At 57.9% G+C, this 23514-nt stretch carries 20 protein-coding genes; 6 read left to right on the top strand and 14 right to left on the bottom strand.

Going from position 1 to position 23514, the window contains the following annotated elements:
- Positions 1-87: 87 nt before the first annotated feature.
- From B3Z17_RS11395 to B3Z17_RS11410, 4 genes are all read right to left on the bottom strand, one after another.
- Positions 88-2145, bottom strand: coding sequence for a TonB-dependent receptor plug domain-containing protein (locus B3Z17_RS11395; RefSeq protein WP_286829893.1), 2058 nt, complete (start codon positions 2143-2145; stop codon positions 88-90).
- A gap of 309 nt (positions 2146-2454) precedes the next feature.
- The gene (locus B3Z17_RS11400) at positions 2455-2634 is read right to left on the bottom strand and encodes a hypothetical protein (RefSeq protein ID WP_068303850.1); all 180 of its coding nucleotides are present in this window, start codon (positions 2632-2634) and stop codon (positions 2455-2457) included.
- Positions 2635-2735: 101 nt separating this feature from the next.
- Positions 2736-3446, bottom strand: a complete 711-nt coding sequence (locus tag B3Z17_RS11405) for a NirD/YgiW/YdeI family stress tolerance protein (RefSeq protein ID WP_286829894.1) — start codon at positions 3444-3446, stop codon at positions 2736-2738.
- Positions 3447-3544: 98 nt separating this feature from the next.
- Positions 3545-4198 (bottom strand): cysteine hydrolase family protein, encoded by a 654-nt coding sequence (locus tag B3Z17_RS11410; RefSeq protein ID WP_286829895.1) that lies wholly within the window; start codon positions 4196-4198, stop codon positions 3545-3547.
- Between the two features lie 187 nt (positions 4199-4385).
- Here B3Z17_RS11410 and B3Z17_RS11415 point away from each other — a divergent pair, with 187 nt between their 5' ends.
- The 5 genes from B3Z17_RS11415 to B3Z17_RS11435 all read left to right on the top strand — a co-directional run bounded on the left by B3Z17_RS11415 (position 4386) and on the right by B3Z17_RS11435 (position 7803).
- Complete coding sequence (locus tag B3Z17_RS11415) at positions 4386-4853, top strand: CBS domain-containing protein (protein WP_068303844.1); 468 nt, start codon at positions 4386-4388, stop codon at positions 4851-4853.
- A gap of 117 nt (positions 4854-4970) precedes the next feature.
- Positions 4971-5588, top strand: coding sequence for a hypothetical protein (locus tag B3Z17_RS11420; protein ID WP_286829896.1), 618 nt, complete (start codon positions 4971-4973; stop codon positions 5586-5588).
- 80 nt (positions 5589-5668) lie between these two features.
- On the top strand, positions 5669-6910 hold the full coding sequence (locus tag B3Z17_RS11425; RefSeq protein ID WP_286829897.1) for a Glu/Leu/Phe/Val family dehydrogenase: 1242 nt from the start codon (positions 5669-5671) through the stop codon (positions 6908-6910).
- 89 nt (positions 6911-6999) lie between these two features.
- Positions 7000-7512: a Dps family protein gene (locus B3Z17_RS11430; RefSeq protein WP_068303838.1), complete on the top strand. Its 513-nt coding sequence runs from the start codon at positions 7000-7002 to the stop codon at positions 7510-7512.
- A gap of 42 nt (positions 7513-7554) precedes the next feature.
- Positions 7555-7803, top strand: a complete 249-nt coding sequence (locus tag B3Z17_RS11435; RefSeq protein WP_068303836.1) for a hypothetical protein — start codon at positions 7555-7557, stop codon at positions 7801-7803.
- A gap of 135 nt (positions 7804-7938) precedes the next feature.
- Here B3Z17_RS11435 and B3Z17_RS11440 read toward each other — a convergent pair whose 3' ends face one another.
- From B3Z17_RS11440 to B3Z17_RS11465, 6 genes are all read right to left on the bottom strand, one after another.
- Positions 7939-8247 carry a hypothetical protein gene (locus B3Z17_RS11440; RefSeq protein ID WP_286829898.1) on the bottom strand — a complete coding sequence of 103 codons (309 nt, stop codon included), beginning with the start codon at positions 8245-8247 and terminating at the stop codon, positions 7939-7941.
- 40 nt (positions 8248-8287) lie between these two features.
- Positions 8288-8770 carry an RNA polymerase sigma factor gene (locus B3Z17_RS11445; protein WP_286829899.1) on the bottom strand — a complete coding sequence of 161 codons (483 nt, stop codon included), beginning with the start codon at positions 8768-8770 and terminating at the stop codon, positions 8288-8290.
- A 161-nt stretch (positions 8771-8931) separates the two neighbouring features.
- Complete coding sequence (locus tag B3Z17_RS11450) at positions 8932-10398, bottom strand: dihydrolipoamide acetyltransferase family protein (protein WP_286829900.1); 1467 nt, start codon at positions 10396-10398, stop codon at positions 8932-8934.
- A gap of 11 nt (positions 10399-10409) precedes the next feature.
- Positions 10410-11393: an alpha-ketoacid dehydrogenase subunit beta gene (locus tag B3Z17_RS11455; RefSeq protein ID WP_286829901.1), complete on the bottom strand. Its 984-nt coding sequence runs from the start codon at positions 11391-11393 to the stop codon at positions 10410-10412.
- The gene (gene pdhA / locus B3Z17_RS11460; RefSeq protein WP_286829902.1) at positions 11386-12486 is read right to left on the bottom strand and encodes a pyruvate dehydrogenase (acetyl-transferring) E1 component subunit alpha; all 1101 of its coding nucleotides are present in this window, start codon (positions 12484-12486) and stop codon (positions 11386-11388) included. Before pdhA ends, B3Z17_RS11455 begins: the two co-directional genes overlap by 8 nt.
- An 87-nt stretch (positions 12487-12573) precedes the next feature.
- Positions 12574-13236, bottom strand: coding sequence for a PRC-barrel domain-containing protein (locus tag B3Z17_RS11465; protein WP_286829903.1), 663 nt, complete (start codon positions 13234-13236; stop codon positions 12574-12576).
- 481 nt (positions 13237-13717) lie between these two features.
- Here B3Z17_RS11465 and B3Z17_RS11470 point away from each other — a divergent pair, with 481 nt between their 5' ends.
- A complete protein-coding gene (locus B3Z17_RS11470) occupies positions 13718-15172 on the top strand; it encodes an alkaline phosphatase (RefSeq protein WP_286829904.1) in 1455 nt (484 codons plus the stop codon).
- Positions 15173-15289: 117 nt separating this feature from the next.
- Here B3Z17_RS11470 and B3Z17_RS11475 read toward each other — a convergent pair whose 3' ends face one another.
- From B3Z17_RS11475 to B3Z17_RS11490, 4 genes are all read right to left on the bottom strand, one after another.
- Positions 15290-18523, bottom strand: coding sequence for a TonB-dependent receptor (locus B3Z17_RS11475; protein WP_286829905.1), 3234 nt, complete (start codon positions 18521-18523; stop codon positions 15290-15292).
- 99 nt (positions 18524-18622) lie between these two features.
- Positions 18623-21751: a TonB-dependent receptor gene (locus B3Z17_RS11480; protein ID WP_286829906.1), complete on the bottom strand. Its 3129-nt coding sequence runs from the start codon at positions 21749-21751 to the stop codon at positions 18623-18625.
- An 8-nt stretch (positions 21752-21759) separates the two neighbouring features.
- Positions 21760-22833, bottom strand: coding sequence for a FecR family protein (locus B3Z17_RS11485; RefSeq protein ID WP_286829907.1), 1074 nt, complete (start codon positions 22831-22833; stop codon positions 21760-21762).
- The gene (locus B3Z17_RS11490) at positions 22830-23357 is read right to left on the bottom strand and encodes an RNA polymerase sigma factor (RefSeq protein WP_286829908.1); all 528 of its coding nucleotides are present in this window, start codon (positions 23355-23357) and stop codon (positions 22830-22832) included. The genes B3Z17_RS11485 and B3Z17_RS11490 overlap by 4 nt, the downstream gene beginning before the upstream one ends.
- Positions 23358-23514 lie beyond the last annotated feature (157 nt).

Here is a 23514-nt window from a genome sequence, read left to right on the forward strand (position 1 = left end):
GCCGGGAAGTCGTTTCCCATCCTGGTTGAATTGCAGTTTCCCCTATCGTGACCCCCTTATGTGTCACGTGCCGGACATTTGTTGGCCTCAGTCACTTTTCAAACGGATACCCAATTTGAACGTGCGCCCGGCATCCGGCAGGCCGAGCTGAGGTAGTATGGTCGTGTCGGTAATATTGTTTACGGCGCCATAGATTTGCCAGACGCCGTAGTCTGTCTGTTTTACAGGCATGTAGAATTTAACATTGAATTCTGTCGACGTACCAAGCCGTGCCAGGATGCCATCCTCATTTTCATCAAAGGCCTGGCCCAGATGGTTCATTTCTGCGCGCAGACTGCTGCCGCCCGGCGTCTCATAGTTTGCTGCCAGCAGCAGCTGGGACTCGGGCCGTTGATAAAGCGTGTGGCGGTTGCCTTCTGCGTCGCGGTCAGCTTTCAGGTCCTGCCAGAAGGCGTTGGCCTCAAGCGTGACGGCGCTGGATGCCTGCCAGACGATTCCGGCCTCAATGCCAATCCCCCTGGACCCATCAAGATTGAACCGTTGCCGGCGCGCTATGCCGTCCACGGTCACATTTCGCTGTGACAGCGTGTCACCAATTCGGGTAAACCATGGCGTGACCGTAAGTTCAAACGGCTGGTCGGTCGGCACCCACGCGAACGTTATATCACCCACCAGGGCTGTTTCCGGCTTCAGGTCAGGGTTCAGGAGGAAGCGGCCCAGCGCGTTGCCGTACAGTTCGCGCATGGTTGGGAAACGCGTGCGTTGGCCAATCGTTGCCGTTACCGTCAGGTCAGGCGTGGCCTGCCATTCAGCCGCTGCTGCTGCGGCCCACTTGGAGATTGCGTCCTGCATCGGGCGCCCACCGGTCAGCGGTGTGGTGGCCCGGTCATGTGCAACCGAAAAGGAGCTTTTCACCCTATCGCTGATGGGAATATCTACTTCACCGCCGATACTGAAAAGCCGTTGGCGAAAGCGTTCCGGATCGCCGCTGCTGTTGGCCAGCAGGTCTGTCTCGGTTTGCGTGTGCGTGCTTTCCTGCAGGGAGGTAACAAGCCGCGTGGTCAGATACCGCCAGTCGTGGGACAGGACCAGTCGTCCGCCATAGGTGCGGTCCCGGTCGTCCTGCCTCTCTTCAGCCACGCTATAAGATACATCACCATAGGATACGATTTGCTGGCTGAACCGTTGGTGCCAGCTGTTGATGCGCAGGTCGGTCGCCTCACTGATGGATATGTCGCCCGCAAGGCTGATCTGGGTCATGTGCCAATCGGGATAGCGCCAGAAGCGGGGATTACCTTCCGCCGGGTCGATGTGGGCCGCGGCGGCAATACCTTTTTTTGCGTCGATATCCATGGCGCTGATGCGCACGGTGCCCCAATCCCGTTCAAGGGCGGCGGCCCCAAAAAAGCTTGTGCTTTCGAGGTCGGTGTTGGTCCGGCCATCACCTGCCAGCGGGTCGAACGGAATGGGGTCACGGCTCGCGACTGTGACGGCATCTCTTTTGAAATGGTTGCCACCCAGTTGCAGGCTTGCCCCTTCAAGGGGCACAAAAACTTCCCCTTCAACAAGACGGGAGCCATGCGAGCCCATCTCAGATCTGGCATTCAGCCTGAAGGCGTCCGCCTTCTCATAGGTGGAGATATCAACCACACCAAGAACCGCGTTGGCGCCATACTCAATGGGTGCGGCGCTTTTCAAGATGTTCACCTTCCTGATGAAGCTTGCCGGAAACAGGGACAGGTCGGCACGGCCGTCCCAGGGCACGCTGATCGGTGCCCCGTCGATGAATATCTGTGACTGGCGTTCTTCGGAACCGCGCAGCCGAAGCACGGCTTCCCCGCGCGAATTGGTGCGGATACCCACGCCCAGAACGGCACGGAACACCTCGGTAAAATCGGTCGGCTGGCGGCGCTCGATCGCTTGCTCATCAAGCGTGTGGGCTGGCTGAAGCGCCCGTTCCTCGCTCCTGGCTACCGTGACACTGATTTCCTCGACACGGTCCCACGCGCCGTCCGTTGTCTCGGCAATGCCTGCGTTGGCGCCGGCAAGCATGCCGCCCACCATGCCGCCCACGCGCACGGCAAGGCCTATGGCGCAGTGCCCACGGTTGACTGTACCGACCGTCTTGTCCTTTTGTGGTGCCATAAAAGGCCTGTCGCTCTTTAAATAAATTTCCTGCTGCTGGGCGATGAGACTCAGCATTTAAAGACTGGCCATGTCAGCAAAAATATAACTTATGTCTATGACAGTGCGACCAAAGGAGGAAATATGGCGATGACCTGAATGGTCCACCGAGATCCTTCAGGTGGGTTTTCCAGACAAGACAGCGAATTCATGAGGTCTTTCCGGGCTCTCCTGGATGACGTGCCTTAAGCCTGCGTCGCCTTGGATTCGTCCAGTGCCTGCGGCTCGCCAGAAACGGATAGAAAAGAACCTTTCCTATTCATACTTCAGTTAGGCTGTCGCCAGGAAGTAGAGGACATAGAGTGCGAATAGGGCAAGAATCAGCCGGATTGCCCATTTTCGTTTGCGGCGACTATCCAGGACGATTTCTGCCTGTCTGGCTTCGTCTGCGTCAAGTTTTGGCGGATCGGTCTTCTTGTTGCTGTCATGCTGCTGTGAGCGATCGTTCATTTTAGTACTCCTTAAAGGAAAAAAAGAGCCGGCACAGCGAAGGGGAGGATATCTCCGCTGTACCGGGCATGCGGGGCCAGATGGCCCCTTGGTTCTGGTTATTATTTACCGGTTGTTTTGGTCTTGTCCTGGGACAAGGTGATAACCGATGTGGCCTCTACTTCCGCTTCATCGAAGAAGGCCTTGTCGAGCGGGCCGCTGACATAAACGCGGTCACCGACATCGACCTGCTGGAAGCCGGTGTCATCCAGCGGGTTGTAGGCCAGATGTGCCGTTTCAACCATGATCTGGTGGAGGCCCGTATCCAGCTTGAATTCGGTGCCTTTCACCTTTTCCACAGTCCCTGTCAGGCCAAACCAAGTGCCCTCGGGGGCGTCTTTCGGGTCATAGAAGCCATAGTTCCAGTAGGCACTGTCTTCCTCGTCTGTGTCGCTGGCGTAATAGTATGTGGCACGGTCAACGACATAGACGCTGCTGGCTTCAATGGTTTTGGTCTCGTAGAGGTCCTTGTCGATTTCGCCTCGGACTGTCACCGTTTCACCTGGGTTGATCCTGGCCGCTTCGTTGTGCCAGTCCCAGTCGTCCATTTCTACAGTGATCAGGCCGTCGCCGAAGTCCAGCATGAACGAGTCACCCACCTGGGAAACTACATTACCGGACAGCACGATGCTTGCCTGGTCAGGTTTTTCGTAAGGATCAATGGCGCCAGGCATTGCGCCGTGGTCATCAGCGAAGACAAGTGCACCCGACGCTGTTGCGCCCAGGCAGGCAGCCATAGCGGTTGTTGCAAGAAACCTTCTGTAGAAAATCATAGGTATTCTCCTCTTGGTTAAAAGGTGAATCCGCTACTCTCAACAGTCGCAGGGAGGAACGTGAAATAGGGGGGAGGGTTCCGATATTTTTCCGGGGATCAGGATATCTCCTCACACACTTCGTCGGTTTCTTCTATTCGGGCATAACGGTCTTTGAGGGTCAGGAGGGAAGCCTCCTGCATTGCCGACGAGATCGCGGCTGTCGCGTCCGATACCAGAGTGGGCCTGTAGCCCAGGTCGCTGGCACTGCGGACGGCACTGCTGACACATTCATTGGTGTATACGCCTGCCACATAGAGGTTGGTAATGCCCAGGTTGCCGAGCAGATAATGAAGGTTGGTTGAGGTGAAGATGCCGCTTGCGGTTTTGCTCAGAACCAACTCGTCGTCGATGGGCGCGACCTGAGGCAGGAATTGGGCGAGTTTGGAATGGGGTGGGGCGTGCAGGCCCAACCGGACGTGCTCCGGGCTGCGGTCGCGGCCATCCTGTGTCAGGGAACAGATACGGCAGTGAATGACTTCAAGCTGCTTGTTGCGAAATGCACTCTGCAGCTTGACCACATTCGGCAGCACCAACTTCTGAATCCGGTCCAGATAATATTGGATGTCTTCTTCCTTCCAGCCAGTCTTCCGGTGGTTTTCAAATATGCCGTAGCCTTCCGTCGTTCCAAGATACTGGAGGTCAATGCACAGCAGTGCCGGGACGGTCGGTCGCTCATCAGTGCCCTTTTCGGTTATGTCCGGCTTCGTCATTGAGTTGATCCTCCGCGTTGGTTCCGGGAGTGCCCGGAAGGCCACCAACTGTTTCTTCAATAACGTCGCGTGCGTGCGTGGGTTCCCTCCCCGCGCGGGCGGCGGTAAATGAAATTGCGATGGGAACCCATCAGGAACAGGGGCGTTGGTGCATATATGAAGACACCCTAGCCGGAAGACCAAAGTCATGATTGCTGAAGATGTAATGCGCCCTGCGCCGGAAGTTGTCCATGTAGGACATACCCTCAAAGAAGCCCTCAGGCGGCTCAAGAACAGCAAGGAAGACTGCTTGATTGTGGTGGACGGTGATGAGGTGGTTGGCCACCTGACACGGCGCGCGGCAGCCCTGATGGACAGTCAGTCACCGGGGATCGGTACCGAGTTTGTCGGCAATGTCATGGACGCGGTTATGCGCAAATGTCGCCCGGACGACGAGCTTGATGACCTGATACATATTTTCCGCAGAAGCGATGCCAATATTCTGGCGGTGGTTGACCGGCGCGCCCAACTGATTGGATGGGTTGCGCGGGAAGACGTCATGTCCCGCAAGGGCAATGTGAACAGCCCCATGTCGCGCCCTGAAGTGCGCCCGCTGGCGGGTGAAAAGCCTGACCGATTGACGGTCTATTCGGAAAAACCCCATGTGAGCGACTGAATTCTGGCCGTCACGCCCGAAGCCTTGGGGTGGCCCCTGAAACCACCAATAAGCTTTGCACCCTCACGCCGCCTATCCTAAAGTGCGATAGGGTACACAATCAGCGGGAGAACTTACGTGTCGGAAAAGAGGGCGGAGCGCTTGCAGGTGATGCTCACGCAGGAAGAAGTTTCTGCGGTGGACGAGTGGCGCTTCGAAAACCGCATGCCCTCTCGCTCGGCGGCGGCACGAGCGCTTATGAACCTTGGGCTCAACAGCGTCAAACAGGGCGCCGGCACCGAAGAGTTACTCAACAATCCCGTAGCCTCTGGCGACATCGGGATCGTGGATCTCGACCCCGTTGTTGAAGATGCGCTAACGTCGGCTGGCCCACCAGCCATTCTATTGGTCGATGCGGATATCCTGGTTGCCCGGGGGATCGGAAGCCTGCTGGGCCAAAGCGGCTATAATACCATTGGCCCTGCGGCAACGGCTGACGAAGCCCTGGCGCTTACGCGTGAGAATACGCTCGGGGGCGCAGTGCTGGAAACCCACCTCGGCAGCGACAAGATAGAAAAGCTGGCGGACGAACTGACACGCCAACAGGTGCCTTTTCTGTTTTGCAGCGCACACGACCCACGTACCCATCTGGCGGAACGCTTCTGGAGCGTGCCGGTGGTGGCGAAAAGCCGGGCGATGACGGACCTGATGCCGGCCCTTGCCAAACTTGTTTCCCTGCCAGGCGGGAACCCTTAAGCCCTTTCCGCGTTGTTTGAATGGGCGCCCCGGCCATGATTTCCTGCGGGCGTCACGATGAAGCAACGCAAAGGGATTTCATGATTGACGACGGTATTCTGAAACGGCTTGACCGTGTCCAGGGCATGGGCGGATCAGACGATGATCTGCTTGATTCCATCAAGGCCAGTGATGCCCTGATAGAGCGCAGGCTGACGCTGCGCCTTGACAGTGGAAAGCGTGTTCAGGTCACCTGCTGGCGATGCCAGCATTCCCACCTTCTGGGCCCCTGCAAGGGTGGCCTGCGGTTTCACCCGGAGGTCAGCGAAGAGGAAGTCCGGTCACTGGCGTTTAAAATGACGCTCAAGACAGCCCTTCTTGGGTTGCCGCTTGGCGGCGCCAAGGGCGGTGTGCCGATCGATGGCAGTGCGCTTTCGGTTCATGAGCGCGAGCGGCTGTGCCGTGCCTGGACCCGGGCCTTCATCAGCGATATCGGCCCCAACAAGGATATCCCGGCGCCCGACGTGGGCTGCGGGCCTGAGGAAATGGCCTGGATACGGGATGAATATGAACAGCTTATGGGCAAGTCAGTGCCGCATGTCGTTACCGGAAAACCAAGCGCGCTTGGCGGGTTGAACCTGCGTGACGGTGCAACGGCGCGTGGCGGCAAACGGGTGCTGGATAAACTGCGGGACAAGCTGGGCCTGACCCAGGAGGAACCCACTGTTATCGTTCAGGGCTTTGGTAAAGTCGGCGGGCAGATCGCCAGCCTTTTGGCAAAAGACGGTTACAGGATCATCGGGGTCTCTGACTCAAGTGGGTCTCTGCGCAAACCCGAAGGCTTCAATGTGGATGACCTTCTGGCCGCCAAGGAACAAGGCAAGTCATTCAGCGGGTTGGATAACGAGCTGGAGGCAGAAGGCGGTGAACCAGACGCGATCCTGACAGATGAGTGTGACCTGCTTGTCCCTGCTGCGCTGGGCGAGCAAATCCACCAGGATAATGCCGATGACATCAAGGCTTCCGTAATTCTGGAACTGGCCAACGACGCAGTCAGCGCCGATGCCGATGAGATTTTGGTCAAACGTGATATCCGGTTGGTGCCGGACATTCTGGCAAATGCCGGCGGCGTGCTGGCGTCATACCACGAATGGCTGGCCGGTAAGGCGGGCCATGAAGTCGTGGTGGAAACTGCCGAAAAAAGCCTCGATGACATCATTGATCGTGCGGCCGACAGGGCCTGGCATATGCACAAAAGGGCCGAGGTCAGCCTGCAGACAGCCTGTTATGCGCTGGCGGTTGAACACCTTCAGCAGGTCGCCCGCTGTCGTGGTCTTGCCTGACTTTTCAGGATTCTGGGGAACCCCTTTGGGCTGCCGTCGTTTGTACTGGTGAACACATCAGACGGGACGCAAACGAAAGGAGTGACGGCATGAGTAATACTGCTCAGGTTTTTGCCACAAAAGCGCACGATGAGAAGATCGATACCGGCATCAGGGAGCGGGATACCAGCAAACTTGCCCAGTATCTGTCGAACGCGCTTGCAGACAGCTACATCCTGTATCTGCAAACACAAGGTGTGCACTGGAATGTTGTCGGTCCGGCCTTTTATGGCCTCCATAAACTGACAGAAACGCAATATGAGGATCTCGCCGAAGCCATCGACAGTATTGCTGAACGAATTCGCGCCCTTGGCCATCCTGCGCCTGCCAGTTTTTCAGAGTTCGAAGAAAACTCCATCCTGACAAGCGAACCGGGTGTTGCGACAACGGAAGAATTTCTGCGGAAGTTGGTTGACGGCAATACCAGCATCGCGGACAGGATGCGCAAGTCTGTAGCCGCCGCAGAGGAAATAGACGATGTCTACACAGCCGATCTTCTGACGGCCCGTATTGGCGCACACGAAGAAGCAGCCTGGATGTACCGCTCGCTGCTGGCGCAGTAGCGGCGGAGATGCCGCAGGTTAGCGACAGAAAGGATAATTCTCATGTTGAAATATGATCAATCCGTTGAGCTTGAAGCCCTGAAGCGCGACCCCTACGCGTATTTCAAGTCGCCGAAAGATGTGACAGAAAACGACACCCTCAAGGTGTCGGAAAAGTTCGCTATTCTGGACGCTATGGAGCATGAGGTTATGGAGCTGCAGAAAGCGTCTGAAGAGAATATGGGGGGTGGCGAGCGCCTGTCGCTGAAGGATGTACTGGATGCGCGGCGGTCCCTGAAGGACGCCGACTAGGCAGCCGAAAAAATCAGATAGCTAAAAAGCGCCCTCCTGGGGCGCTTTTTTTATGCCGTCAGCGCGGCTTTGTGTCGGGGGCGTTGTTATTCAGCCTTGGTATTCAGTGCGGCGCTGTTTCGTGTTCCAGGCCGGCTATTGGGGCTCTTCCGGTTCGCTTGGTGGTGGGCGACGGATGGCATAGTTTCCGGCGACAACGGCCAGGAAAACGGCAGCTACAACAATCAGCAAGGTTGCCCAGCTACTGATCTCACTACCTGCGGCAGTTTGGGCAACCGCCCAGGTGCCCATGAAGAAAACAAGGGATGCCGCCAGGCTGCATGTCATGATGAAAATCAGGTAAGCAGCGATCGGCCGCGCATCCTTGTGTTTGAAACGTTGTGCATGGGGCCAGGCAAGTAACAGGAACAAAGCCCAGCCGAGCCAAATCCATTCATGGGTCATTATGCATTTCTCCCTTTCCTGAAGGAGCTTCGCCCTTCTGTCAGCTGACAGCCAAGGCGCGGCGTGCCCGGCACAGCCGACTTTTGACCGTGCCAACGGCGACATTCATTTTCTTCGCAATTTCCTGGTGGTCAAGGCCATCAAAAACACTAAGCTTGATGACCTTCTGCTGGTCTTTTTTCAGGTCCTGCAGGCGGTCAGCCACCTCGCTCATCTCGATGTGCTTTTCCTGTGTGGGCGCGCATTGGGTCTCCTGGTACCAGTCCTCGAACGCGACTTTCGGGCCTTGGCGTGCGGCTTTCCGCTGGCGGTCGATATGGATGTTCTTCAAGATGGTAAACAACCAGCCGCGCAGGTTTGTGCCAGCCTTGAACTGGTGCGCCCGTGTCAGGGCGCGGACGATTGCCGCCTGGGCCAGGTCTTCGGCATCACTGCGATCACGCGTCAGAGACTGGGCGTAGCGGCGCAGGTGTGGAAACTCAGTTTCAAGGGCCGCTTTCAGATCAGTCTTTGTCGTATTCATGCTTGCCTCCCGGTTCATTGAACTCCCGGGCAGGATAAAGCATCGGGCTGCCGCTGGGGCGCCGATAGTGCGCAATATTGTGACTATCTGGGCCTGAACTGTCTGGCTTTTAGGAGGTTGAGCATTATGAGTAACTTACTCATTTCCCCAAGGCTTGGCCTCTAGGCTGCCTCCACCAGCAGCCGGTTGGGGTCCTCCAGAAGGCCCTTCAAGGTGGTCATGAAACGCGCAGCATCTGCGCCGTCCTGCGCCCGGTGGTCGAAGGCAAAGACAAGCGGCAGCATAAGCCTTGCCTTGATGTCAGGCTCGTCCAGGGTGCCCATTACAACAGGCTCAAGGGCAGCGCGTGCCATGCCCAGGATGGCCACCTGGGGGTGGTTGATAATCGGGGTGAAGCCGGTACCGCCCAGCGATCCCACATTGGTCAGCGTGATTGTGCCGCCTTCAAGATCTTCTTTCTCAGGCGGGCCGGAGTGCAGTTTTTCCGCCATGGCGGCCATCTCTGTGGCGATGCCATGGATCGATTTGGTCTCAACGGATCGCAGCACGGGTGTCAGCAACCCGCGGTCGGTATCAAGCGCGAAGGCTACATTGACATCGTCGCTGATGATCAGTTCGCTGTTGTCCATGTCCAGCCGGGCATTGAATTCCGGGTGCTGCTTCAGGGCAATCGTCATGGCCTTGATGACAAAGGCTGTCAGCGTCAGGCCATCGACGTCATTGTCTTTGTCTTCCATCAGCTGTTGGCGCGCTTTTTCAAGCTCGGTGATATCAGCGCGATCCTGATGGGTCACATGCGGGATATCGGCCCAGGCGCGCGCCATATGATTGGCGGTAGCCTTCCGGATGCCGGACATCTTCTTGCGGGTTTCCCGGCCCCGACCCGTATCGCCTGCGTTGTCGGTGTCGTGTCCTTCAGACTTGGCCGCCTTTTCGACATCCTGCTTGGTGACATGGCCTTTACTGCCGGTGGGTTTCACGGAAGCCAGGTCAATGCCGTGTTTATCTGCGGCGGCACGGGCGGCCGGCGCAGCCTTGATGCCTGCATCCTGCCGATCGTCCGCCAGGCCTTCATCGGGCTCTGAGCCTTCAAACTCCTTCGTCTCTTCACGTTCGTCTTTGGTGTCTTCTTCGTCATCAGAAGCCGTGTCGTCGCCCTCGGTGTCGCGGGCGCTCTTCTCGCCCTCTTCTTCATCATCGTTGCCACCGCCTGTATCCTTGGCGCTGCTATCTTCAGCGTCCTCGGGTTCGTCTGCCTCATCGTCAGAGGCTTCGCTGTCGCTGCTTTTGGCAGAGGCGCTTTTGTCATCTTCCGTTTTGCCATCGGACGCTTCCTCGTCCGAGGGTTCAGATGAAGCGTCCTCGTCATCACCGCTGTCGCTGTCATCACTGCCATCGTCAAACACCATCAATTCGGCGCCAACCTCGACGGTGTCCCCTTTGCTGACGCTCAGGCGCTTGACGGTGCCGCTGACAGGCGCGGGCAGTTCGATGGCGGCCTTGTCTGACTCCACGGCCATCACTGGGTCGCCTTCATTCACATGGTCTCCCTCGGACACCATGATTTCATCGATGATCACCTCGTGAATGCCTTCACCGGGGTCTTGCAGGGTAAAGCTGTAGGCCATCAGGGGGGCTCCTAAAATTCCAGAGTGTAGCGGGCAGTGTCGGTAATGCGGTCAACGCTTGGGAGATAACTTTGTTCGCGCGCAAAGAAGGGCATGTGGATGTCATAGCCAGCCACGCGCCCAACTGGCGCTTCCAGCTTGACGAAGGCGTCCTCAGCCACGCGCGCGGCGATTTCAGCGGCCGGGCCGTAGCTTTGCGGCGCTTCCGTCACCACCACCACGCGGCCGGTCTGTGATGCGGATTTCACCACTGTTGCGGCGTCCAGCGGCGCAAGGGTCAGCAGGTCGATCACATCGCACGATATGCCGTCCTCTTCCTGCAAACGGTCAGCGGCCTCAAGCGTTCGGTGCAGCATGGCGCCGTAGGACACAAACGTCAGTTCGTCGCCTTCACGGACATGTGCCGCCTTATCAAGGGGAAGCGGGTCCAAATCTTCTGGGACTTCCTCTTTGACAGACCGGTACACTGCTTTTGGTTCCAGAAAGATTACTGGGTCCGGATCCCGGATGGCAGCCTTCAGAAGCTGACAGGCGTTCTTGGGGCCGGACGGTATGACCGTGCGCAAGCCTGGCGTGTGGGTATAGATAACTTCGCGGCTTTCACTGTGGTGCTCCAGTGCGCGAACGCCGCCACCATAAGGCATGCGGACAACCAGCGGCACATGATAGCGGCCGCGGCTACGCCAACGCATGCGGGCAGCATGGCTTTCGATCTGGTGATAGGCGAAATAGCTGAAACCGGAAAACTGCATTTCCGCAATGGGCCTCAATCCGGCCATCGCCATACCGATCGCGGTGCCAACAATGCCGGATTCTGCAAGCGGGGTATCAATGACCCGCTCCTCGCCGAATGTCTCGATCAATCCTTTGCTGACGCGGAAGATGCCGCCGTCGACGCCCACGTCCTCACCCAGCAGGATGGCATTGTCGTCGCGCTTCATTTCTTCATGCAGGGCCAGATTGAGCGCATCCACCATGGTTCTTTGATCACTCATCTGCGTCTCTCCCGGACTGAAGGTCTTGTTCAAAGCGTGCGCGCTGTTCCTTGATCAGGTGCGTAGGCTCGTCGAAAACATGGTCAAAGATCACCCTCGGGTCATCGAGGCCCTTGATGGTCTCCTGGGTTTTCGCCCACGCGTTCTTGATCTCCTTCTGGATGCTGTCGCAAAGCTCTTCCTCCTGATCGTCGGACCATATGTCCTTGCCGATCAGATAGCCGCGCATGCGCTCAATAGGGTCGCGTTCTTCCCAGGCTTCAACGTCTTCGTCATCGCGGTAAATGGTTGGGTCGTCCGCGGTGGTGTGCACTTCCATCCGGTAGGTGACGCACTCGATCAGCGTTGGTTTATGTTCGTTGCGGGCGCGTTCCACGGCGTCGCGGGTGGCTGCGTGCACTGCCAGCACGTCATTACCGTCCACCTGAATACCCTGGATGCCGTATGCATGGGCTTTCTGCGCGATACTGTGGGAGGCTGTCTGTTTTTCCCGCGGTACGGAAATGGCCCATTGGTTGTTCTGGCACACAAACACCACAGGCACTTCCATCACGCCTGCAAAGTTCAGGGCCTCGTGAAAGTCCCCTTCAGAGGTGGCGCCGTCACCAAAATAGACCATCGCCACATTATCGGTTTTCCTGAATTTTTCAGCGTAGGCAAGGCCTACAGCGTGCGGCAGCTGGCTGGCCACGGGCACCGCCACAGGCAGGTCTTTCTTGCCGTCGGGGATTGCAAGGCCTTCGTTATAGCCGGCAATGAAAAGGAACAGGCCATCCATGGGGGTGCCGCGCCACAGGGCTGCGGCATTCTCCCGAAACGAGGGGACCATCCAGTCATCTTCCTCAAGCGCCGAGATGGAGCCCACCTGGGCCGCTTCTTGGCCGCGCACGGGCGCAAAGGTGCCTAGTTTGCCCTGGCGTTGCAGGTTCAAAAGACGTTCATCAAAAAGCCGTGCCTCAAGCATTGTCCTGTACATGCGGTGCAGGGTGTCTTCGCTGAGGTCAGGCTCCAGTGTCTCGTCCAGCGCGCCGTCCTGGTTCAGTACCGACAGGACGGGAACCGGATCATTCGGTTTCATGCCGATTTGTGGCAAATCAAACTCCTATTCCTCGTGTCCAGGTAAGAAACGACGTGGCAACGGCAGCGTTCCCAAGAAGCTGCGCCACAGGAGGAGTGTTTGCTAAGCAGCAGTCCGAACGGGGGCTTGAGACTGAATCTTCTCCTGGCACTGGATCGTGCGTTTGCCCCAGCTTACGGCCTCGATGCATTCGCACGGCACCAGCATGATGATATCGTCTGATTTTTTCCGCCTGACCGCCAGGAAACGGGCGCGCCATGAGGTTGGATCAATCATGATGTCCGTGACCGCACCCAGCGCCGTGTCGCCAGCCACAACGTCATAGCCGATCAGCTCTTCCATGCTGCGCAGTTTGTTGTTGCCGTCATCGCCAGCTTCATCATCACCAGAGCTTCCGGCATCCTGCATGACAGCATCTGGCGAGAAAGCCATAAATCCCGCGCCGGCGGCCCCGACCCATGCATAATTGTTGGCGAGGTCCTGCTGTTTCTGCTTGTTGACAGGTGGGTCGCTTGCTTCGTCGGGCAGATTTTTGAATTTTTCCTTGGAAAGGGCCGCCATAACAGTCTTGCCGTTTGGGTCGATTGCGGTCAGGCAGTCTTCCTTGATCAGCACGGTGCGTCCGGTCAGCCAATTGCCCGTTTTGGCAGTCAGATACTGGACAGACCAGTCGACCTCAGTGAGGAGACAATCTTCAAGCTCGCCCAGGGTTTCGTCCCGACCGCGTATATCGAAGCTTTTGAGTTCCGTAAATGGGCACAGCATTGAGGTTCTCCTTTTAAGTTACGTTCAGGAGATAAACGCATTGTATCCATAGGCGTTCCGACGTGTCGTCCTCCACAGCGCACAGGATTCCCACCTCAGAAATTTCAAAGGGTTAATTTGGGCTATTTCACGAGTCTTGCATGAGTATTCCAGCGAAATGTCACATTTGACGAGACAGAATTCTGTCTCGTCTGTTGTGAAAAGCAGACATTCTCAAAAGTTGCCACGTATGTCTCAAATTCGCCAGAAGCGGACTAATTCGGTGAGTGTGTCCTGATAGGGGTATCCAAACTCTGTGCCGCAGGCGTCATATAGCTGGGCGAATATCATTTAGCAGCAGTTGCACCCTTCTTTTTGACAAACGGGGCGCCCACAGGCGTGACCAGTACTGGTCCCATGCCTGAAACCTTGAGAGATCATCGTTGAATGACTGTTTTCAAGGTTGGGTGCAGCGAATTTGAACAGGGAGGACCTGCAGGCAATGAAAGATAAATTGAGATTTTTGAAAGGCGCGGCGCTAGTGGCCCTATTGGTTGGTGCGACCGCTGCCCAAGCGGACGAAGAGCTGGCAGATAGGTTGGCGCGCCTGCCGAACACCCGCCAGGCGAAAAATGTCATTCTGATCATCGGGGACGGCATGGGGCCTTCGACCGTGACGGCCGGGCGCATCCTTGAAGGCCAGCTGCGGGGAGAGACCGGAGAGGAAAATTTCCTGAGTTTCGAGACGTTTCCCTATACGTCGCTGGTGAAGACATACAATGTCAATGCGCAGGTGCCCGACAGCGCAGGCACGGCCAGCGCCCTGAATACCGGGGTCAAAACCAACATTGGAACCATGGGGCTCAGCGCCGATCAGCCGACCGGTGTGTGTGAGGGGGCATCGGACCATGTCCTCAAAACCCTGGCGGAATATGCAGAGGAAGCGGGGATGGCGACCGGGATTGTGACCACGGCCCGCGTGACCCACGCCACGCCGGGGGCGGTTTATGGCCATGTGGCGTCGCGATCGTGGGAAAATGATACCGACCTGCCGGACGATGCGCAAGTGCATGGCTGCAAGGATCTGGCACGCCAGTTGGTTGAGTTTCCCTATGGTGATGGCATTGATGTCGCTCTGGGCGGCGGCAGGCAGCATTTCCTGCCCGAAGGGCTTAAGGGCGGCGACCGTGGCGATAAGCGCAATCTGCTGAAAGAATGGCAGGTGCGTCATCCGAACGGGCGCTATGTGGAAGATGCTGTGGGCCTTGCAGCGTTGGATCTTTCGTCCGGGGCGCCTGTCCTTGGGTTGTTCGACAGCTCGCACATTCCGTATGTGAATGACCGGGGCGACCGGGACGTCTACCTGCCAGCGATGGCGGAAGCCGCGATCAGGACACTGTCCCACAACCCGAACGGTTACTATCTGATGATAGAGGCCGGGCGGATCGACCATGGCCACCACAAGGGCAATGCCTACCAGGCGCTTCACGAAGTGGTGGAGCTGTCTGCAACTGTCCGCCGGGTGATGGACTTGGTGGACCCAGAAGAAACGCTGGTGATCGTAACAGCGGACCACAGCCACGTTTTCACCATCAGTGGCTACCCGAACCGGGGGAACCCGATCCTGGGGCTGATGCACCACACAGGCAGCCTTGACGGCAAGCCGGTTGAAGCAAAGGACGGTAAGCCTTTCACCACGCTGGGCTATTATACCGGCCCTGGGGCCGTGAAGCACGGCGCGCGCGAGACCTTGACAGAAGAGATGGTGCAGGACCCGGATTTTAGCCAGCAGGCCCTGGTTCCGCTGGGTAGTGAAACCCATGGCGGTGAGGATGTCGGGCTTTATGCGATTGGCCCCTGGGCGCATCTGGTTAGCGGCACGATGGAGCAGAATTTGGTGTTTCATATCATGGAGCATGCCCTGAACCTCAAGGCACGGTCGGTGCCCAAAGACTGAGAGCTATATAGGTCCTGATGTGAAAAGCGCGCCCTGGTCGGCGCGCCTTTTTTCTGTCAAAAAAAGTGGCAGGCGCCAAGGCGGGCCTGCCACAAGGTCTACTCAGAGCGACTAGACTTAGAAACGCACGGAAATACCCATCCGGAACTCACGGCCGATAAACTCAATATCGTCCAGATACTTGCGTGAGGTGCCGACGGTTTCCCAGTTTATTGGGCGTTTGCCGCCATTCAGCAGGTCGGTGACCTGCAGATAAACCTGGGTTTTGCCGAAGATATCGCGCGGCAGGTTATATTTCACATTCAGGTCCACGGACGAATAGGACTGGTCGTATTCATCCATGTTCAGCCAGCTTTCCACACTGTCCAGCTGTTTGCCCTGAAAGGAATATGACAGGGCAGCATCCAGCCCGTATTTCTCAAATGTCAGTGCCAGGTTGCCGACATAGTCGGGCGAGTCAAAGAACGGGACTTCGCGGACATAGCCGTGGACAATATCAGCGTCGGCGGTCGATTCCTGCAGCGTCAGGTTGGCATAGACACCAAAGCCGCCCAAAACACCGTCGAACAGGTCTTCGAACTGGCGCACGAAATTGAGTTCCACGCCATAGATGTCTGCCGACCGGCCGTTTTCCACCCGCACGATCGAGACATCATATTCATCGGGGATGGTCAGGCCTTCGAGGCCTTCGATCTCCCGCACCGCATCCAGGCTCAGGCTGTTGTCACCCGTGGTGTCGGTGTCAGAGAAATAGATGAATTTCTCGATATGCTTATAGAAGAAGCTGGCGCTGATGACACCGACCTTGCCGAAATAATATTCGCCGCCCAGTTCGAAGTTATAGGCATAGGCCGGATCGATGCCGGGGTTGGGCACCCTGATCCGCACGCGTGGGGTTTCGCCCAGTTCGTTGGCCAGATCCTCGTCTGATGCGTCGATATCCAATACCCCCATGGAATACAGCGATGGGCGTGCCAGTGCGGTATAGGCCGCGCCGCGGATTACCCAGTTGCCTTCTGGCCGGTAGTTGACCTGAAGGCGCGGCAGAACGGTAGTGTAGCTGCCCTGTTCGCTGGCAGAGACAACGCCAAAAATATTCAGGTCTTCAAGGTCGTCGAAGGAATCGAAGCTGAAGAAGGTGTCGCCCTTGAAATGCTCCAGCCGCGCCCCGGCGATAACGGTGGTATCGCCCCAATTCATGGATGCCTGTGCGTAGGCGGCATAAATGTCTTCACGGGTTTCGTAGGTCTCATACTCATCGTACCCCTGATCCCCTGATGCGATGGCAGCAAGAACGGTTTCGTTGACTTGGGCACCGAAGGTTTCTATGGCTCCCCGATCATATTCCAGCAGGAACGGCAGGTTCGGAATTGGCGTGCCAATATCCGCGAGCGACACATAATTGCCTGTCAGCAGGTTGGTGTCCGAAAGGTAAAAATCCCCGTCGCCGCCGAACGTGCCGTCCGTGGTGAAATCTGTATCATCCACGATGCCGACAAAATCGTCGCGGAAGTCGGACCGTTCGAACTTGAAGCCGAACTGGATGGCCCGCAGCCAGTCGCTTTGCGGCTGATATTCCGTGTCGAAATAGGCCGAGTAGCGATTGTTTTTGGATGTGGAGTTGAAAGTGGCAATGCCGTACAGCTCCTGGATCGTCGGGTCGAGCACCGACGCCCAGCCCGCATCTGTCAGGTTTGGAATCGGGATGCCATGCTGGTTGCTGGTGTGATCGAACGCGATATAGCGCTCGCCGTCCGGGCCAATAGCCGGCGCCAGCGCCCCGGTGCCGAACGGATCTTCGTCCTCAATGTCATCCACCCGGAAGTCGATCTCGATCGAGTTGGGCGTGGTTTCCTTGGCATAGGCATAGCCAACGCCATATTTGAACGACCATTGATCCAGATAGGTCTCGCCTGAGAACACAAGCGTGCTGTTGACCTCAACCTCATCTTCCACTTCGCCGCGGATGCGCATAAACGGCCCAGAACCGTAATAAGGCAGGGCGCCGGCTTCGATATATTGGTCGTCGTCGGAATATCTGTCCGACTGTTCGAAGCCGATGGCGTTTCGGGTGTTCGATTCCTCGGTGCGGTTATAGTTGCCGATAATCATCAGCGATGTCGTGTCGGTGGCCTGCCATTCAAAGCCCAGAGTGCCAGCAATGTTTTCGCGCACATTGTCGAACACATTGAGGCGCAGGTCCTCGGCCACCAGGTCATCGCCGTTTGGCAGGTCGTCGGTTGAAAACTCAGGGCCAAAGCGGGTCGGCAGCAGGAAGGTATCTTCCGGTGCGCGGGTGATATAGTCCGGGTCGTCCGGATCTGCGCCCGCTTCCAGTGCCAGGGGCAGGGCCGTTGGCAGGTAGGACCCCAGAACATCAAACTGGTAGGACCGCACATAGCGTTTGCGGTAGGAGGCAGAGGCCAGAATGCCGAGTGTTTCATCGTCGTTGAGCACGTCGCTGTAGGATGCGCTGAAACGCCCGCCCACCTTGTCGGCATATTCGCCGTAGCGGCCTTCGGCATTCAGGCTGATGCGCTGTTTGCCCAGTTGGAGGGGCCGCCGTGTCTTCAGTTCAACCGAGCCGCCAATGCCTTCACCGTCATGGTAGGGCAGAAGCGATTTATTGATGATGATCTCTGACATGCTGTCAGCCTGGAAAACGTCGAATGGCACCTGGCGGCTGCCGCCATTGCCCGAGTTGATGCCGTTGATCTTCACGTTGTTGAGGCTTGAATCCAGTCCGCGAATGGAAACATGCTGGCCCTCGCCACCCCGCTCACGGCGCACCAGCGAAATGCCGGGCGCGCGGCGCATGGCCTCGGCCGCCGTGCTGTCCGGGAACTTGCCGGAAACGTCGGCGGACAGAACTGTCGCGACATTCTCGGCTGCGCGCTGTTTGCTGAGGGATGATGCCTGTGCGCTGCGTGTGCCGACGACCGCGATTTCTTCCATGGTCAGTAATTCATCCCCGAGCGTGATGTCCGGTTCCACTGTCGCGCCTGCGTCGACAGAAACTTGTACCTCTTTTGGGTCGAGGCCCACATAGTTGACTGTCAGCGTGTAGGTGCCTGCAGGGACAGCGGAGAAGCGGAAGGTGCCGCGTTCGTCCACCGTGGCGCTGATGTCCAGGCCTTCAATGGTGACAATTGCGCCTGTGAGCGCGGATTCGGCCAGAGCGTGGCGCACGGTGCCGGTAATATGGCCCGGTTCCCCTTGGGTCTGCGCGCTCTGGTTCTGTGAACTGGTTTCCTGGGCGATCGCGCCACCCGACAGCGGTGCCAGGGTGGCCCCCGCGAGAAACACGCTGGCGATGGCAATGGCCGACGTGCTGCCTCTTAGATACTGCATGATCTCTTCTCCCCGAGATTTGTTGGCTTGTCCCTCTATGACTGCGAGGCGCAGAGAAAGAGACACCAGAGGGGACCGCGCGGGCTGCGGGGAGGGGGGTCAGTAGCGGTAGGATGCGCCAAGAAAGAAGAAGCGACCGCGTACGCCGTAGGTGGCCGGGTCCGTGCCGGCGCCAATGTTGGATTCGATAAACGGCGGCTTGTTATCAAACATATTGTTGACGCCGATGGTCAGTTGCCAGCGGTCGCCCATGTCGTACCGGGCGGACAGGTCGACATAATTCTGGTCGCTGACATAGGGGAAGGTGAGGCTGGCGTCCGGTGTATCCCGGAGCGCGCCATCGGTGATGCGTGAGATATAGCGCCAGCGCAGGGCGATGTCATACCGGCTGCCGTACCATGCCAGCTGACCCTTCAGTTTCCAGCGCGGGATGGCCCGGCCGCAGATGCCGCGGTCCACATAACCGGCACATTCGACAATGTCTGAAATGGCTGTCAGGCGCCTGTCTTGGCGCGCCAGCCAGGTGCCCAATAGGGACAGGTTCAGCGTCCCGTCCTGCAGGTCAAGCTGATGGCGCAGGGAAAAGTCTACCCCCTGGCTACGGATATAGGCGACATTCTCATAGCCATTTTCAATATGGCTGACCCGACCGCTGTCTTCCCGCACGACCCGCGTGCAGAAACTGCCCTGGGTATCGCGACTGTCGAGGCACAGCGCCGCCAGAAGCGTCGGCGAGATCTGGTTGATGGCGTTATCGACCTTGATGTCGAAAAAATCCACCGTCAGGCGGGTGTCACGCTGTCCGGGCATATAGAGCGTCAGGCCGGCACTCCAGGTGTGGGACCGTTCGGCAGCCAGGTTCGGGTTGCCCTGCGCGAAAGAGGGAACCTGAAATTCACCGCTCCTGAGCACGCTCGGGTCAGCGGCACCAAGGTCGGCACAGAAAGCGGCATCGGCACCGCCCGCCAGTGCGCACGGATCGCGCATGTCGGGATAGTCAAGCACACGCCCGGCATAAAGTTCGGTCAGGTTCGGGGCCCTGTTGGCGCGCTGGTAATCGCCCCGAAGCTCCAGCCAGGTTCCGACGGAGGCAACTAGTCCGAACCGCCAGCTGATCACGGTACCGATCGAGGAATATTCCGACATACGCCCGCCCGCTTTGGCTGTCAGGTCCCTGATCGTGCTGCCGCGGATAAGCGGCAGGGCGAGTTCAGCGTAGGTCTCAACCACGTCATAGGTGCCGGAAAAACTGGTTTCAGAGCTGGAGCCGAGAACATCAGCGGAGGACAGGCGGGCATCGGCGAGGAAATCAGTACTTTCGCGGCGATATTCTGTGCCGATGGAATAGGCTGCAGCGTCAGCGAAAAGGCGGGGTCCATTGCCGGATACATGGCCGCCCACCACAAACTGACGGCTTTTGGTCAGGTTCCGGATCGGGGTATCCATTTGCAGGTAGCGGATCTCATCCGCTGTGATGTTGCCTTCACCGAACGGGTTGATGGAGATGCCATCAGGGAAAACCGGGACGTCCAGGCAGGCCAGGGGGACATAGTCGTCAATCTGTTCGCTGGTCACGTCATTCGCCGGGCAGCCCAGGGCACCCTGCAGGCGGCTGTAGGAGTAGCTGCCCAGTTCCAGCTCCCGCCAGCGCGACCCGCCGGTGTTCAGGAACACAGACCAGTCCAGCCCCAAAAGGTCAGAGCCATCAATGCTGATGGTTGCGCGCCAGGCATCATGGGTATTGTGCCGACGGCGGGCACCGCCTTCGAGAATGCGCATGCGGTAGCTGAAGAAATTGCCGTCTTCTGCAGCGTCGCCTGCGTCCAGGATCGCGCGGAATGCGTCGGTGATGTATGGGTTTGAGCGCGGGATGCGCAGGTCGCGCAATCCTTCTGGTGAAAGGGATCGCCGCTGTGCCGAATGCATATAGGCAAGGCTGGCAAAGAGGCGGGCTTTGTCGCTGATGTCATAGGTCAGGATACCGGCCGTGTTCAGCTTCTTCAGCGGGTCCTGCAAATAGACATAGGGTGTTGTGAAAAAGGTGTTTTCAGCACTGATATAGGGCTGGGGGTTGCCGTCCGTGCCGAAGCGTATGTCTTCGCTGAGGGCGATATTGCCGTCGCTGGTCAGCCCGAATGTGGCGGTCAGATAATCGGCGACTTCAGGGCTCAGGCTGGCGGGTGAAAGGGTCACGCCGTCGCCGACATCGTTTGCCCGCCCGCCCGGGATCGACGACGAAGGGTCAGGCACCAACATGCCGTCTTCGACGTCATAATCGAAGCGGGAGATGGCCCGGTCCCATTCGGTGAAACTGCCCTTGTGGGCGGCGTCAGCTGACAGCACGATATGGCCGCGGTCATTCGCGAAGGGCGTACCGTATATCATGCCGCCATAGGCTTCCTCCGCGTCGCCGCGGCTGGACAAGCCACCACTGGCCCGTACCTCAAGGCCATCAAAGCGGTCGCGTAGCTTGAAATTGACGACACCGGAAATGGCGTCCGACCCATAGACGGATGACCCGCCGCCCGTGACGATCTCGATCTGGCCAATCATGGATGGCGGGATGAAATTCAGGTCGGGTCTGCCGGTGCCGTTGGCGGCGGGCATGCGGTGCCCATTGAGGAGCAACAGAACCCGGTTGTTGCCAAGGTTACGTAGGTCCACACTCATTGACCCGTCGTTGGGGCCAGTGTTGTTGGTGTTGGCTGTCGCATCGGGGATTGCTTGCGGTAAAGTATTTAAAAGTTCATCATAGGTTGTATTCCCAAAAGCAAAAAAGCCGTCATTGCTGACGACTGTCCTGGGGCTGGTATCTCGAATATCACGCCGGGTAATCCGGCTGCCGGTTGTGGCAATCTCGACAATGGGCGGGTGGCGCCCGCGGTCTTCACTTTCTGGTTCCGGGGCACCATCGGCCTCATTCCTTTCCCGGATGATGACGGTGCTGTCGTCGACGGCATCGAATGCCAGGCCACTGCCTTTCAGAAGCTTTGCCAGGGCCTCCGCAGGATTCTGGTGGCCGGAAACCGTGGGTGCGCGGAGATCCCTGGTCAGGCTGGAGACATAGACAAGCCGTATGTCGGACTGACGGGCAAATTCGGCCAGCGCGCTGGCCATGGGGCCGGACGGGATGTTGAAGTTGATCCGCGTCGCCATATCGCCCGCGTGTGCCCAGCCTAAGCTGACCATGCTCAGAAGAACCGTCATGACGATCGGTAGGGCGCGCATCGTACTCCTTAGCCTGCTGGTGACAGTCTGATTTCCTTGTCCGAAACAATGGTGGCCCTAAGGTTCGCCACCTTCTCCATCACACCCGCGAAGCCCTGCGGGTCATTGGCGTCGAAATAACCGCTGATCTCCAGGCCTTCGATGCTGGGGTCGGCCAGGGTAAGCAGCATGTCATTATAGCGGTTGAAGTCTGCCACCACGGCCTTCAGGGGTTCGCCGTCAAAAGCCAGCTTGCCTTCACGCCACGACAGCAGTTTGTCTGCGTTGATGTCCGCTTGCAGCGCCACCGGCTGGGTGACGCTCGGGTTGATGATGGCGCGTTCGCCTTTCACCAGATCAACCGCGGTCACAGGCCTCCCATTTTCCTGCGGCCAACTGACACGGACCTTGCCTTCGGTCACTGTGACCGACAGGTCCGGCCGCACGGTTGAGACAACGAATTTCGTGCCGATGGCGCGCACGCGGGTTTCCCCCGCCATCACAATGAACGGACGCGTGGGCTGATGCCGCACTTCAAACAGGGCTTCGCCGGCTTCAAGCTTTATCAGCCGCTCGCCTGCGTCATAGGCTACCGAAACGCGCGTGTCGGTGTTGAGGTGAACATAGGAGCCATCCTCAAGGCGCAGACGACGGCTTTCGCCTTTGAGCGTGCTGTAGTGGGATTCAGCGACTTGCTGGATTGGGGCCTGGGGCAGTCCCGGATTTGGCGTGCCCTGGCTGAAGAGCAACCAGGCAGCAATCGTACCCGCGACAAGGCTGGCGGCGATAGCGCCCATGCCCCACTGCAGCGACCGCCTCATGGGCGCCGGGCCCTTTGTGTTCGTCTCCGGCTTTTCTGCCTGATCGGCAGGGCGGATACTGTCAATTTCGGCACGGAAGACATCAGACAGATCAGCGGCATTGTCCCAGATTCCCGATATCGCCTCAAATTCGGCCCTATGGGTTGGAGAGCGTTCGAGCCACAGCGCGAAGTCCTCCCTTTCGGCTTCAGACATATCATCGTCAGCCAGGCGCAGGCACCATGTGGCCGCTTCCTCAGCGATTTGTTCAATCGGGATGTCAGACATGGTTGAGCCACTCATTGGCCTTGCTCCCCGGCTTCCTGCTGCCGCATGTAGGTGCGGCAATGAACCAGTGCCCTCAAGACATATTTCTTTACCATACTCTCCGATATTCCCAGTTTCTCGCCAATTTCTTTATAGGTGTAGCCTTCGGCCCGGTGCAGGATGAAGGACATGCGGCACTTGTGGGTCAGTTCAGCCAAAGCGCGCTGCAACTGCCTGAGCTCCCGCCTGTAATGGACCACGGAATCAGGCGCTGGCTGTCTTTCAGCCAGGTTGGTGCAGCTGTCCAAGCTTACCGCCGCGTGGCGATCAACGCGCTGGTTCTGTTTGATCCGGTCAAAGGCAAGGTTGGCGATGACGCGGTAGATGTAGGCTTTTGGTTTTTCGACAGTATCAAGCGTCGAAGCCGCCTGAAGCTTGACATACGCTTCCTGCATGACATCAAGCGCGTCCGCTTCATTCGGCAGCTTCTTGGCCAGATAAGCCAGAAACTCCTGTCGGTGGACGCTCAGGAGATCGCTGATGTGTTTTTTCTTGTTCATGCCATGCCTGCCTGTCTTCATAGATACATGACTTTCCGCCGTGTATAAATGGACACTTTGGCTGTGGAAAAATGGTCGTGTTACAGCAAGGCAAGAGCCAGATAGCGTTATCCTGCTCCTTTAAGTCTGCTATGGCCGCTTCTGGCCTATTCCGTTG

The sequence above is a fragment of the Kordiimonas sp. UBA4487 genome (genome assembly GCF_002389025.1).
Taxonomy (GTDB): Bacteria; Pseudomonadota; Alphaproteobacteria; order Sphingomonadales; family Kordiimonadaceae; genus Kordiimonas; species Kordiimonas lacus.